This window comes from Alteromonas marina (assembly GCF_000808575.1).
Taxonomy (GTDB): Bacteria; Pseudomonadota; Gammaproteobacteria; order Enterobacterales; family Alteromonadaceae; genus Alteromonas; species Alteromonas marina_A.
In genome coordinates, this window is sequence record NZ_JWLW01000016.1 from 35,613 (window position 1) to 48,155 (window position 12,543).

Sequence of the window (12,543 nt, forward strand, 5' to 3'; positions counted from 1 at the left end):
TTATTTCAAATGTGTGCCAAGAGATTGTAGATAAGCAATAAGGGCTTGCATTTCCGTTTTACCCTGTACTGCCGCTTTCGCGCCCGCGATATCTTCGTCGGTATACGGAACGCCAAATCCACGGAATACTTCCATTTTTTTAGCTGTTAACTCACCATCAAGCGTGTTTTCCGCAAGCCAAGGAAAGCCTGGCATGTTCGACTCTGGTACTACGTTGCGAGGATTAAGCAGGTGAACTCGGTGCCATTCGTCGCTGTAACGACCACCAACACGTGCTAGATCAGGACCAGTACGCTTAGAACCCCAAAGGAAAGGGTGCTCCCATACTGATTCACCAGCAACGCTGTAGTGACCATAACGCTCTGTTTCGGCGCGGAATGGACGGATCATCTGGCTGTGACAACCTACACAACCTTCACGGATGTAGATATCACGGCCTTCAAGCTCAAGCGCGGTATATGGACGTAAGCCTTTTACCGGTTCCATGGTTTGCTGTTGAAACATCAACGGCGTAATTTGAACCATGGCACCGAAACTGATAGCGATAAGAATTAGTACCGTTAACAGACCGACGTTCTTTTCAATTAACTCATGTGCGTTTTTCATTATTCGTCTCCTTTACTACGCTGGCTGAGTCGCTGGGTCTGCAGCGATACTGCCTTTAGGTGCACGAACGGTTTTCCATGTGTTGTATGCCATTACAAGCATACCTGCTACCACGAAACAACCACCAATGAAACGAACCACATAGAAAGGCTTAGACGCTTCTAATGACTCAACAAAGCTATAGGTTAACGTACCGTCAGCATTTACTGCACGCCACATTAGACCCTGTAGTACACCAGACATCCACATTGCTACGATGTATAGAACAACACCGATAGTTGCTAACCAGAAGTGTACATTAACTAGCTTGGTGCTATACATAGCGCGCTGACCGAATAGCACTGGAATTAAGTGGTAAATTGAACCAATTGAAACCATTGCAACCCAACCTAGAGCACCAGAGTGTACGTGACCAATTGTCCAGTCAGTGTAGTGAGATAGTGCATTAACAGTCTTAATTGCCATCATTGGGCCTTCGAAGGTAGACATACCGTAGAAAGACAATGAAACAATAAGGAAACGCAATACTGGGTCGGTGCGAAGTTTATGCCACGCGCCAGATAACGTCATAATACCGTTAATCATACCACCCCAAGATGGAACGAATAGGATAATAGACATCACCATACCTAGTGACTGAGTCCAGTCTGGTAGGGCAGTGTAGTGAAGGTGGTGAGGACCGGCCCAGATATACAGAGAGATAAGTGCCCAGAAGTGAACAATTGATAGTCTGTATGAATAAACCGGGCGACCAGCTTGCTTAGGTACGAAGTAGTACATCATACCAAGGAAGCCCGCAGTTAGGAAAAAGCCTACCGCGTTATGGCCGTACCACCACTGCATCATAGCGTCTACTGCGCCTGCATACAGTGAATACGATTTAGTGAAAGATACCGGAATAGCCATGCTGTTACCAATATGAAGAACTGCAACAGTTAACATGAACGCGCCTAAGAACCAGTTTGCAACATAAATGTGCGAAACTTTACGGATTACTAGGGTTCCGAAAAAGTTAATGATATAAGCGATCCAAACCAGTGCCAAAAGAATATCAATTGGCCATTCTAGTTCAGCGTATTCTTTTGTGCTGGTTAAACCCATAGGTAGGGTAATTACAGCTAAAACAATAACGGCTTGCCAACCCCAAAAGGTAAATGCGGCAAGTTTGTCACTGAACAGTCTTACCTGGCAGGTACGCTGAACGATGTAGTATGACGTTGCAAATAGCGCACAGCCGCCGAAGGCAAAAATAACGGCGTTAGTGTGCAATGGACGCAAACGTGAGAATGTTAGCCATGGTGTGTCAAAGTTAAGCATAGGTGCAAATAACTGCGCGGCAATAAATACCCCTAGGCCCATACCAATGATACCCCAGACTATGGTCATGATGGTAAATTGCCTAACTACTTTATAATTGTAGTCAGGTTGTGCTTGGCTTATTTCACTCATTTTAATGAATCTTCCACTTCAAATGAACTATGGTCTCCAACTGCCGGAATAGTACGGTCGAGACGTGTATCAGCTAAGGAATAACGCTTCACACCGAGCTCGGAAAGAGTAATAATTATTGTCTCCAAGCCAGTTGGTACGCGGATGATAAGGTTTTTAATTACAAAAAGATACCATAAACTACCTAAGCTTGATCTCCGTCAATGAAGAAATACACAAAATTTAAGAAATGCTAAATAACGATAACAATAAACGATCAAAAATTTTACATTCCCAGCTTCCATTAGTGGCTATTATTGTGGTAGCCGTGTGTGTATACCTTGCACATAAATTCCAATCATCGGTGTTAAAAGACACAAGTATAGTTAATGGAATAGGAAACAGCTGCAACTTTGTCAATGAAACTTGCGAATTCTTAATTGATGACAGGTTGGCCATTGCCACCTTTTCAGCCATGCCTGAAGCCGAAGAGTCAGTAACGATTAAGCTCTTAGTTCCAGAGGGAGAGGAAATAGAGAGCGCATGGATTGAAGGGGTAAACATGTATATGGGCAAAATCCCCGTGCTGTTAGATAACGACGGGGAAGGAAAATGGTCAGGTTGGTTTATGTTAGGCAGTTGTAGTGAGCCAGTTATGAAATGGCAGCTACGTCTAAATATTAAAGATAAAGAAAGCCCCAGCTATTTGTATTTTGTTACACAGCAGTAACTGTTTTAAAAGCAACAAGACTCTCTCTAAAGAGCAGATAGCAAACAAGTACGAAAAAGGCCGCTCTTGAATTAAAAAGCGGCCTTTTATTAATTAGCTGTGATGTAGCGTGAACGCTTTATCTTACATTTGAGACTGTAAGTAGTTTTGAAGACCAATACGCTTGATTAGACCAAGTTGTTGTTCTAGCCAATGTGCATGGTCCATTTCTGTATCGTCTAATAGCACGATTAGCATGTCACGGGTCACATAGTCTTTCTCGGTTTCACATAGCGCTATCACTTCACGCAATTTTGCGTCAACTTCATATTCAACACGTAAATCGCTTTCAAGCATTTCAGGTACATCTTTACCCACTTTGAAGCCTGTGCGCTTCGTCATGTCAGGCGTACCTTCTAAAAACAGCATGCGTTCAATTAGCTTAGTTGCATGCCCACGCTCGTCATCAAATTCATGATCGATGCGTTCGTAAAGTTTATTCAAACCCCAATCAAGATACATCTGAGAGTGAATGAAATACTGATCCATGGCAGCCAACTCATAAGAGAGAAGCTCATTTAAGCCATTGATGATTGCTTGGTTACCTTTCACTAGTCATCTCCCATTACTTGCGCTTGTAGGTAGTTTTCAATACCCATTGCATCAATTTGGTATTCTTGCGTTTCAATCCAGTCTAGGTGCTCTTCTTCATATTCAAGAAGGTCTTCAAGTAAATCACGAGAGACATAATCCTGCTTTTCTTCACATAGCGCGATAGCTTCACGAAGTAGTGGAAGCTGCTCTTTTTGAAAGCGCGCATCGCATGAAAGCATTTCAACGGTGTCTTCACCGATATAAAGCTTGCCTAAAGCTTGAAGATTAGGAAGGCCCTCAAGGAATAAAATGCGCTCGATAAGATCGTCCGCTTGCTTCATGTCCTTGATCGATTTTTTATAATTCTTTTCGTTAAGTTCAGAAAAACCCCAGTTTTTGAACATACGAGCGTGCAGAAAATATTGATTTATCGAAGTAAGTTCACTTGTCAGCACTTCGTTCAACTTTGCAACAACTTGTTTATCACCTTGCATTGTGAAAACCCTATTAACGTATTTGCGTGAAGTTTAGTCTAAATTTGATGTCGTGTCAAAAAAAAGTCTTTGTAAAACAGTTGTTTACAAACGATAACGTTTCTCAATTCATCCATTGTTCGCATTTAGAACAGCATTACTGTTGTTCATGGGCGTAGGCTAAGCTTTCTTCAGCAAAACCAAGTCCTGCTTCAGTAAAGAAGTTGAATACTTTGTCGACGCCATTGTCTAGCAAACTGGACACTTCATCTTCATAGCGAGCTATGGCAGCGATTTTCCCGGTATAACCAGCGTTCTTTAACTGGCGAGTGATATTAATCGAATCTTGGATAGATGGTAGAGCAAGCAAAACGAGCCGTATTTGCTTAATATCCAGGTTGTCCCATAAATCCACGTCCTCGCCATCGCCGCAAATAACATCGAGTCCTTCCTCAGCGAGTTCCTTAACTTTAACCCGATCAGCATCCATACCCCACACGCTCACATCGCTCAACTTCGATAGCGCATTAAAAGCACCGCGACCAACACGCCCCATTCCCAACACTAAAAATTCTGCATTGTGGAGAGTAGGGTAAATATCTTCTTTTAAACGTTCCTTTTTCTCGAAGCGTTTAATGGTATGCTTATATTTGTGATAACGTGAATGTGAGTTCCGATAGAGCACGCTGGTAATTACGAATGAGATTGAGACGGCAAGGGCAATGACTACTAACCATGAATTTGCCAATAATCCTAAAGAAACCGCAAGCGCCCCAACGATAAGCCCAAACTCACTGTAATTTGATAGCACCAAGCTGCTTAAATACGCAGTACGTCCTCTAAGACGAAGCGATGTAAACAAACCGAAAAACAGCGCAGCTTTTAACGGTATAAATAAGCAGAATACAATGGCGAGAACAATCATACTCAGACTGGGAAGCGCTGTTAGGCCTATGGTAAGGAAAAAGCCAATTAAAAATAAATCTTTGAAACTAAGTAGTGACTTGGCAAGTTCTGATGCCTTTTCGTGTTGCGCCAACATTATTCCAAAGATAAGTGCACCTAGGTCGCCTTTAATATTAACCAACTCAAATAAATGATAACCACCCAAAGCAAGAATGAAACCTGTAAGAGGTAACAATTCTCCGTGGCCTGATTTATTAATCATCTTGTTGATAATTGGCATTGCCGGGAATAATGCGAGAAGGGCAAGTGCCCATACCGACGGTAGCTTGCCTGTTGCAGCTACAAGAAAGATTACGGCAAAAACGTCTTGCATAACTAAAATGCCAATGGCCAGTCGGCCGTGGCGGGTTTTACTTTCGCCACTTTCTTCTAATACTTTAACCACGCACACTGTGCTACTGAAACTAAGGGCAAAAGCGATAAGCGCAGCGCTTTTCCATGTAAGCCCATCAACGAAATTTGCTGCAACCGCACCTATCGCATAGACGCAACAGGTAATAACGCCCACCCATACTAAGGTATGTGAAACGCTTCCCGCCCAAACTTCTCGACGACTCAAATCGCGGATGTTGAGTTTCAGACCGATGGTGAAGAGCATAATGGTGATGCCCAAGTTGGCTATTTGGGTTAGATCTTCAGTGAGCGTGTAGCCTGCAAAATTTAATAAAAAGCCAGCTACCAAGTAGCCAACTAAAGGAGGAATGCCAATAAGTTTAACCGTTAAGCCGCAAACAAATGCGAAAAGAAGAAATGCATACTCCATGAATTACCTTTCAGAAAATGTTGAACGTCAAATCCGTTACCTTTTTATAGGTTACATCATCTATTAACCAGTGATAGCTACAAATCGCCCTGTCAACTCGCTAATTGAAAGGTTTTAGACTAGCATGCAATGGCTTGTTTTCGCAGCTAAAAAAGCATTGTAATTGCATATTTTGGTAACGCGTAACCCAATTAAGCTAAAAGCCGGCTCAGTATATTTAACCCCTAAATCAGTCATTTACCGCTAAAGTAAATCTAGTTCCCGATTTCAGGTGTATTGAACAGGGTTGTAGGCATATTATTTTGTTTAGATATGACAAAAAATAAAGAAGGACTTTGAATGCGTTTAACAATTCTAACTGTGCTAACCCTGCTGGTCGCTTTCAATGTGGTGATTGGCGTATTGTGGGCGCCCGTGTGGTGGCTTTTACTTTTATCAATCACATTACTTATTTTTGGTCTATATGATGCCTTCCAAACAAAGCATGCCATATTAAAGAACTTTCCATTAATTGGCAGAGTACGATGGACCGTCGAGGGACTAAGGCCCTACATCCAGCAATACATCATAGAAACCGATACTGGCGGAGCACCTATTTCCCGCATGTTTCGTTCGATTGTTTATCAACGTGCAAAAAACAGTAGAGAAACTGTTCCCTTCGGTACTCAGCTAGATACGTATAAAGATGGCTATGAGTGGATTGGCCATTCTTTATCTGCTCGCGAGGTGGAAGACATGGATGAAGATCCCCGAGTAACGGTAGGTGGCCCTCATTGCAAAAAGCCGTATCGTGCAAGCATACTTAACATAAGCGCAATGAGCTTTGGAAGCTTGTCAAAAAATGCCATTTTGGCGCTAAATAAAGGTGCTGCAAAAGGCGGGTTTTACCATAACACAGGTGAGGGTGGTTTAACCCCATATCACCTCGAAAACGGTGGCGATATTGTTTGGCAAATTGGTACGGGATACTTTGGTTGTAGAAGTGAAGATGGCGGTTTCGATCCTGTTCTTTTTGAAGAAAAAGCCAAACTCGACAATGTGAAAATGATAGAAATAAAGCTAAGCCAAGGCGCTAAGCCTGGACATGGTGGTATTTTACCTGCGTATAAGAATACCCCTGAAATAGCTAAAATAAGAGGTGTTGAGCCTGGAACTCAAGTTGATTCTCCCCCTAGACATAAAGCGTTTGCAACGCCTTTAGAAATGGTAGATTTTATTAGTCAGTTACGCAAGTTAAGTGGCTATAAACCAGTGGGTATTAAGCTGGCGCTGGGTAGAAAAAGTGAGTTCATTGCCATGTGCAAAGCCATGGTAGAGAAGGACGTAACGCCAGATTTTATAACGGTAGACGGGGGCGAAGGAGGTACCGGCGCCGCACCCCTTGAGTACACAAACTCTATAGGATTTCCTCTGCGTGAAGCCTTGGCGTTTGTTGACGATTGTCTCACTGGTTTTGGTATTCGCGACAAAATTAAAATCATTGCTTCTGGAAAAATCATTACCGCTTTTCAGTTAGCGAAAAATCTAAGTTTAGGCGCCGATCTATGTAACAGTGCCAGAGGAATGATGTTGGCACTTGGATGTGTTCAGTCGCTGTCATGCAATACGAATAAATGTCCGACCGGTGTAGCAACGCAAGACCCCAAGCTTGCCAAGGGCTTAAACGTTGAAGACAAGTACGAACGCGTGTACCGCTTTCACAAAAAAACTATTCATGCGCTGATGGATATCTTGTCTTCTACAGGACATGTGAGAACTAGCGAACTAAATCGTACCCATATATTTAGGCGAGTAGATCAGTGTAATATTGCGCGTTACGACGAAATTTTCCCGTTAGTTAAAACAGGAAGTTTCTTAACCGACGACGTTCCCGATAGATTTAAATTACACTTAAAAGAAGCAAATGCTGAAAGCTTTATGCCTTGTAGTTTATTGGCAGAAATAGAGAAAGAAACGAAAGCGGTATCTTAAAAAAACTAAGCCATGACTCCTAATCAAATACCGATTGTGGAGTCACGCTTAACGATTTTTAATGCCTAAAACTGCGAGTTAATCTTTAGATTGCTCGCTTGGAATACGCAGTTGATAGAGGCGGTAATCACTTGTCCTGTATGGTGTTACTTTATATTTAGGCTGAAGATACGCCACTAAATCTATTAGTTCAGAAACGGTGAGCTCGTCGTTTACAACTCGCATTAATGACACACCGTCTTCGCTGGTGAAACTGGCAGGCTGTCGAGGAGTAAGTTTGTGTGACGGGTTAATAATACTTGTCACCAACTCTGCATAAGTTTTAATTCTTCCACTGCTGCCTCCCAACGGAATAGGCTTCGCGATTAGGTATTGCGCATTGTCGGACTCTTTTTCTCCTGCAATTCTGTGACAGTCTTGGCACTGATACTTTTTAAATACCAAATAGCCTTTTTCCATATTGCCTTCGGGCAAGCTAAAGCCGCGAGGTGACTGCGCGCCCTGGTCACAGGCGAAAAGGAGAAGCGTTGCTATAACAACTATTGCCGTTTTCATACTCATTTCCCTCTTTCTTATACGGTAAAGATACTTAATGTTCACTAGAACTAATGTGCATACACTGATTATGAATGAGGCTACAGACTAATCATTGACCTAGCTCAAAGAAAAATTATTTGTATAGCACTACTATTTAACGGAATTAGTTAACGGTATGGTAGAAAAGCACTGCTACCAAACAAAAATTGAGGACTGCCACAATGCAAGGTTATGAAACAATTTTAGTACCTATAGATATTTATTCTGACTACGAATTAGTGGTGGAGAAAGCCATTGCAATAGCGGGCAATAGTCACAAAATTCACCTCCTGTATGTTGCTTATCCACAAACCAATGTAGAGCCTTACGGACTATTTTTAGAACGGGATTTTTCAGAGGAAGTAAGAGAGCAGGCATTAAGGCAGTTAAAAGACGTTGCCGCAAAACATGATATACCTTACAGCCACATCAATGTAGAGATAGGTTCTCCTGCTGATGAGATTCACCATATGGCCGAAAAGATTAATGCAGATCTCATTGTTGTCGGCACCCATGGCCAGAGCGGTCTTCGTTTGCTACTTGGGTCAACGGCCAATGCAGTACTACATGGTGTTAAAACAGACGTGCTAGCTGTGAAAGTATAAATTAATGCGGCGATTAGCGTCGAAAATACCTTAAATATTCATGATAAATACCTTCGCCGTCATGCAGATGTAACGAAGGTCAGTTACGTTTTGTAAGGCTGTAACTAATCTTAAAATTACTTATCATGATAACGAAACGGACAGGTATTTTACGCGTACTCTATGCCACTTACTATTCACTTAAGGGGCTTCGAGCAGCCTTTTTAAGTGAAGCTGCGGTAAGACAAGAAATTTTCGCAATATTGATAATGACACCTATAGCGTTTTTCATCGACGTTACGCATGTAGAACGTATATTGCTGGTGATATCTTTATTGATAGTGCTTATCACTGAGCTACTCAACACCGCTATTGAGAAACTCTGTGATCATGTCAGCACAGACATCCATTTATTAATAGGGCGTGCTAAAGATATCGGATCGGCAGCAGTGTTCATTAGTTTAATGATGGCAGGCTTTACGTGGATTAGCATTCTTTGGTAGTGCAATTTGCGATTTATAGGCAGAAAGAAAGCCCTAATTTATAGGGCTTTGATTTTCTGGTCACAACATTCTGATACTAAGGTTCTAATTGTGCTATCTAAATTTTTAATGTGCGAATAATGCAATGAAGCTTCACCACCGTTATTGATATCTTTTATCATAAAAACAACATCATCGCCTCGTGAAGTTACGCAGATTCTCACGTAATCATCAGATTGAGCAAATGGCACGTGGAGATATAACGGCTCATTGTTTGAGTTTAAATAATCTAGTGCTGCTTCTTGTGACTTGAATGGGTCTTGCTTCTCGGGTTGGACATTCCATGACGACGAAGGAACCACCATCTCCGCGAGTAATTTTCCATGCTTTGTATCAATACCGCTACTCATATATCACTCCTTTTACTTGAATGCTTGCCAACTTAGAAAACCTATTCATTAATATAGGTTTAGGGCAAATTTACCTTTTGATACGAGGGTAGGACAGTTTCAGATTGGTAAAAGAATGAAGAGAGTAGGTGAGTTAGATATTGTTACTGATATCGCTGGTTATGCGTAACCATGTATTGATTAAATTACTGTATTTTAGAAGGTTTATCTTTTCCGTTTTGCCGATAATTTTGCCATTCCACCACGCTTTACGTTAGCCTGTTTTGTATAATGCCCAGGCATTTCCGGTGATTGCCAACCTCCAGCCAGTTGAAGCTCGGGTAAAGATGCACCATCTTCGGCTAGAGACACTGCACCACCAACACGACCGCTATGAGGGGTAATGTTTTCGCTAATACCTGCGCGTTGAGCAATGCGTTGCCAAATCCTATAGACACTTGAATAGTTAAGTACATTTGCCTTATGGCTGGGAATGTTCTCATCGAATGGCAAAAGTGCTGTTTTATGGTTTGTTAGTCGTCTAAACAAAACGCCTTTGTGAAGGCCGCGTAAATCTGAAGAAAGGCGGGGTGCTTTAGTTTTTGGGTCAAGATTAGCTTCGTTAATATACTCTTGAACCATAGATATAGTGCTGGAAGAAACATAGCGATATTGACCCTGACCAGACTGGTCGCTTTTCGAAGAAACAACCAACAGCGTGTTATTACGCGCAGATATATCCTCGATGCAAACGCGAACTAATTCATCAGCGCGAAGCAATGCATCAAACATCAGGTTAATGATTGCAAGGTCGCGGAGCTCTAATAAAGAATCAGGAATAATTGCATTGTTTATTTGTTCAAGCATATTTATGGTAAGCGGAACCGCTTGTTTGTGAGACAAGCGAAACTTTCTATTCTCTATAAGCGATAAACGGATAAAGTCTCTCAGATACGCAGATCTAATAATTGGGTTTGGCAATTTAGCCACGCCTAAAAATTTACTAAGGGCAGATAACCGACGCTTAATGGTTCTATAGGCTAGGGGAGAACGACACAACGCTTCAACATATTGTTTAATGCAGATCTCATTGTGTTCGAAGTTGTTCTTAAAGCCACTTAATCCAGCTTGCTTACAAAAAATTGTGAACTCATTGTAGTCACTAATATATGCCCGTTGTGTGTTGTATGGAAGCTTGGTAAAAATATCTTGATAATAGCTTTCAACGTTTTTATCAGAAGATGAAAATTGACTTGTTGTTAGGTCGTCAGAACCTGACGAGTGCTGCTTACCATGAGAGTACTCGATACCAAAAGCTGGAACCGTCGCGCTAATTGAGTCTTGTGGCTGTGAGTTGCTATCACTGTTGCTGTTAACTAATTGAGTTGTGGGCAGGTATGAACTATTAGTTTTTGAGGGCATTGAGCAACCTGTTGAAGACATTAATGTGACTATTATGCTAGATTTAACAGAACTTGATAAGCTATTGATATATAACAATATTCACGCATGATAATTACAGTTATCATGCGTGAAGCTACGCAGTAATCCATTGAACACTCAACAAACCGCTTTGCTATTATAATCTCAAGTACACTGCTACTCTACCATATTGCTGTATATATAAACAGTTTGGATGTTTCAATGCCGTCGATTGTTGGCCTATCTCGTAATTTTTCCAAACCATATCGCTTGAGAAGGCTTGTGACCTGCTGAGATAGTGCTTTTTTTGAGCAATTTAAATCGTGCGCTACGTGAAATCTGCAAGGCAACACCCCGAATGCGCGCTCAGATTTCACGTAGCGACGCCTGAAAAATAGGCTATAAAGTGATGAACAAGCACCCTAAAAGCTTATTTATTAAAGAAGTACTTCACATGATTTACTTCCAACATGTTTGCTGGTTAGTCACACATTGTTTAAAACCAAACGAGTTAAAAATAAACGTTACAAAAGTGGAATAGGCGATAACCTAGTAGTCATTACCTTTGCTTTTTATATGCTTTTCATAGAGCGCCTATCTAATGGCGAGTACGGTACGACGATAATAAAACGTCGATACGTACGTTACCGAATAAACGACGTCTACGCATATATGAATTCAATAAACATCGCGTCGATTATTTTAAATTCCACGTGCTATCCACGCCATCCAAATCTAAAACAACGAACGGTCTACATGCTTAAATTTTAATTTAATAAGAAGTTTAAATAATTGATGATATTTAAAATAAAGAGCAATTAATAAATAGTCCTTATTATCACATTAGCGCTTACTGTTAAAAAAATAAACCTTACAGCAGTCGTTTTATCCTAGGAATAATTAGCTTCCTTTATTTATTACATCAGCGTTATGTATTTGGCTACTTGAGCTTATAAATTAATGTTTCTATCCGCACATTAAATATAATAAAAATTTTAGGATTACGCCTGATACATATTTTTAGGAACATTATTAAATCTATTATTTATCTGTGTTAATTGTAATTAAACCTTACGAAAAACTAATTGTTACGGGAAGGATAGCTTAGAGCTATTTGCAAAGCACCATCTGGCTCATTCACCATCAATTTTGATACTCTATTTAACATAATATACATTATGCGAAATAAAGTATATGGGCGATTAGGGCGTTGATGTCGCTCTATTTGGTTGGTTTGTTGGCTGTGATTACTTACAGACTTTTATGCGTGGCTGCTGTGTTGGTGTTTACGCTTGTGCGTGAACATCGCACTTGCGTTGGTGTTTTTAATTTAAAAGCGCTCAGATGATTTGATTTAGACGTAATAAATTGAATCGTGCGCTACGTGAAATCTGTAGCAATACACCTCGCAAAATGTATTTTTATTCACGTAACGTCACGTTAGTTTTCTGATTAATTATGGGGGTAACTAACTAACAGAAAGAATCAGTCTTTGTATTTTTATACTAGGCTTTAATTTATTAAATGTGGATTTTTAGCTATTTAAAATGTTGCAGTGTTTTTCTTCATGTAGTTAATCA

General features: G+C 40.8%; 12 protein-coding genes. 4 read left to right on the plus strand and 8 right to left on the minus strand.

The genetic code is table 11. The annotated features are described in order from the left end of the window. Both ccoO and ccoN read right to left on the minus strand, forming a co-directional pair. A complete protein-coding gene (gene ccoO, locus RJ41_RS10165) occupies positions 1 to 606 on the minus strand; it encodes a cytochrome-c oxidase, cbb3-type subunit II (protein WP_014979357.1) in 606 nt (201 codons plus the stop codon). Between the two features lie 15 nt (positions 607 to 621). Further along, positions 622 to 2,055 (minus strand): cytochrome-c oxidase, cbb3-type subunit I, encoded by a 1,434-nt coding sequence (gene ccoN / locus RJ41_RS10170; RefSeq protein WP_039220109.1) that lies wholly within the window; start codon positions 2,053 to 2,055, stop codon positions 622 to 624. Between the two features lie 229 nt (positions 2,056 to 2,284). Here ccoN and RJ41_RS10175 point away from each other — a divergent pair, with 229 nt between their 5' ends. Further along, positions 2,285 to 2,764 carry a hypothetical protein gene (locus RJ41_RS10175; protein WP_039220111.1) on the plus strand — a complete coding sequence of 160 codons (480 nt, stop codon included), beginning with the start codon at positions 2,285 to 2,287 and terminating at the stop codon, positions 2,762 to 2,764. Between the two features lie 123 nt (positions 2,765 to 2,887). Here RJ41_RS10175 and bfr (RJ41_RS10180) read toward each other — a convergent pair whose 3' ends face one another. From bfr (RJ41_RS10180) to RJ41_RS10190, 3 genes are all read right to left on the minus strand, one after another. Then, positions 2,888 to 3,355, minus strand: a complete 468-nt coding sequence (gene bfr, locus RJ41_RS10180; protein ID WP_014998429.1) for a bacterioferritin — start codon at positions 3,353 to 3,355, stop codon at positions 2,888 to 2,890. Further along, on the minus strand, positions 3,355 to 3,831 hold the full coding sequence (gene bfr, locus RJ41_RS10185) for a bacterioferritin (RefSeq protein WP_014949586.1): 477 nt from the start codon (positions 3,829 to 3,831) through the stop codon (positions 3,355 to 3,357). The genes bfr (RJ41_RS10180) and bfr (RJ41_RS10185) overlap by 1 nt, the downstream gene beginning before the upstream one ends. A gap of 136 nt (positions 3,832 to 3,967) precedes the next feature. After that, positions 3,968 to 5,539, minus strand: coding sequence for a cation:proton antiporter family protein (locus RJ41_RS10190; protein WP_039220121.1), 1,572 nt, complete (start codon positions 5,537 to 5,539; stop codon positions 3,968 to 3,970). A 339-nt stretch (positions 5,540 to 5,878) separates the two neighbouring features. Between RJ41_RS10190 and RJ41_RS10195 the strand changes: the two genes are divergently transcribed. Then, positions 5,879 to 7,510 (plus strand): FMN-binding glutamate synthase family protein, encoded by a 1,632-nt coding sequence (locus RJ41_RS10195; RefSeq protein ID WP_039220124.1) that lies wholly within the window; start codon positions 5,879 to 5,881, stop codon positions 7,508 to 7,510. A gap of 78 nt (positions 7,511 to 7,588) precedes the next feature. Here RJ41_RS10195 and RJ41_RS10200 read toward each other — a convergent pair whose 3' ends face one another. Then, the gene (locus RJ41_RS10200; protein WP_039220126.1) at positions 7,589 to 8,065 is read right to left on the minus strand and encodes a c-type cytochrome; all 477 of its coding nucleotides are present in this window, start codon (positions 8,063 to 8,065) and stop codon (positions 7,589 to 7,591) included. 203 nt (positions 8,066 to 8,268) lie between these two features. On the opposite strand from RJ41_RS10200, the gene RJ41_RS10205 reads away from it, so the two are divergent. Both RJ41_RS10205 and RJ41_RS10210 read left to right on the plus strand, forming a co-directional pair. Further along, positions 8,269 to 8,691: a universal stress protein gene (locus tag RJ41_RS10205; RefSeq protein ID WP_014949582.1), complete on the plus strand. Its 423-nt coding sequence runs from the start codon at positions 8,269 to 8,271 to the stop codon at positions 8,689 to 8,691. A gap of 125 nt (positions 8,692 to 8,816) precedes the next feature. After that, on the plus strand, positions 8,817 to 9,173 hold the full coding sequence (locus RJ41_RS10210; RefSeq protein ID WP_039220131.1) for a diacylglycerol kinase: 357 nt from the start codon (positions 8,817 to 8,819) through the stop codon (positions 9,171 to 9,173). Between the two features lie 38 nt (positions 9,174 to 9,211). Here the strand turns inward: RJ41_RS10210 and RJ41_RS10215 are convergent, their stop codons facing one another. Continuing rightward, the gene (locus tag RJ41_RS10215; RefSeq protein ID WP_039220134.1) at positions 9,212 to 9,562 is read right to left on the minus strand and encodes a hypothetical protein; all 351 of its coding nucleotides are present in this window, start codon (positions 9,560 to 9,562) and stop codon (positions 9,212 to 9,214) included. Positions 9,563 to 9,766: 204 nt separating this feature from the next. Further along, entirely contained in the window at positions 9,767 to 10,963 is a 1,197-nt protein-coding gene (locus RJ41_RS10220) for a tyrosine-type recombinase/integrase (protein WP_039220137.1), read from the minus strand. Positions 10,964 to 12,543 lie beyond the last annotated feature (1,580 nt).

Bases quoted from the DNA above. Each gene is read 5' to 3' on its own strand.
- RJ41_RS10190 (WP_039220121.1), bottom strand. From the start codon at position 5,539: ATGGAGTATGCATTTCTTCTTTTCGCATTTGTTTGCGGCTTAACGGTT.
- RJ41_RS10195 (WP_039220124.1), top strand. From the start codon at position 5,879: ATGCGTTTAACAATTCTAACTGTGCTAACCCTGCTGGTCGCTTTCAAT.
- RJ41_RS10205 (WP_014949582.1), top strand. From the start codon at position 8,269: ATGCAAGGTTATGAAACAATTTTAGTACCTATAGATATTTATTCTGAC.
- RJ41_RS10175 (WP_039220111.1), top strand. From the start codon at position 2,285: ATGCTAAATAACGATAACAATAAACGATCAAAAATTTTACATTCCCAG.
- RJ41_RS10210 (WP_039220131.1), top strand. From the start codon at position 8,817: ATGATAACGAAACGGACAGGTATTTTACGCGTACTCTATGCCACTTAC.
- ccoN (WP_039220109.1), bottom strand. From the start codon at position 2,055: ATGAGTGAAATAAGCCAAGCACAACCTGACTACAATTATAAAGTAGTT.
- ccoO (WP_014979357.1), bottom strand. From the start codon at position 606: ATGAAAAACGCACATGAGTTAATTGAAAAGAACGTCGGTCTGTTAACG.
- bfr (WP_014949586.1), bottom strand. From the start codon at position 3,831: ATGCAAGGTGATAAACAAGTTGTTGCAAAGTTGAACGAAGTGCTGACA.
- RJ41_RS10220 (WP_039220137.1), bottom strand. From the start codon at position 10,963: ATGCCCTCAAAAACTAATAGTTCATACCTGCCCACAACTCAATTAGTT.
- RJ41_RS10200 (WP_039220126.1), bottom strand. From the start codon at position 8,065: ATGAAAACGGCAATAGTTGTTATAGCAACGCTTCTCCTTTTCGCCTGT.
- RJ41_RS10215 (WP_039220134.1), bottom strand. From the start codon at position 9,562: ATGAGTAGCGGTATTGATACAAAGCATGGAAAATTACTCGCGGAGATG.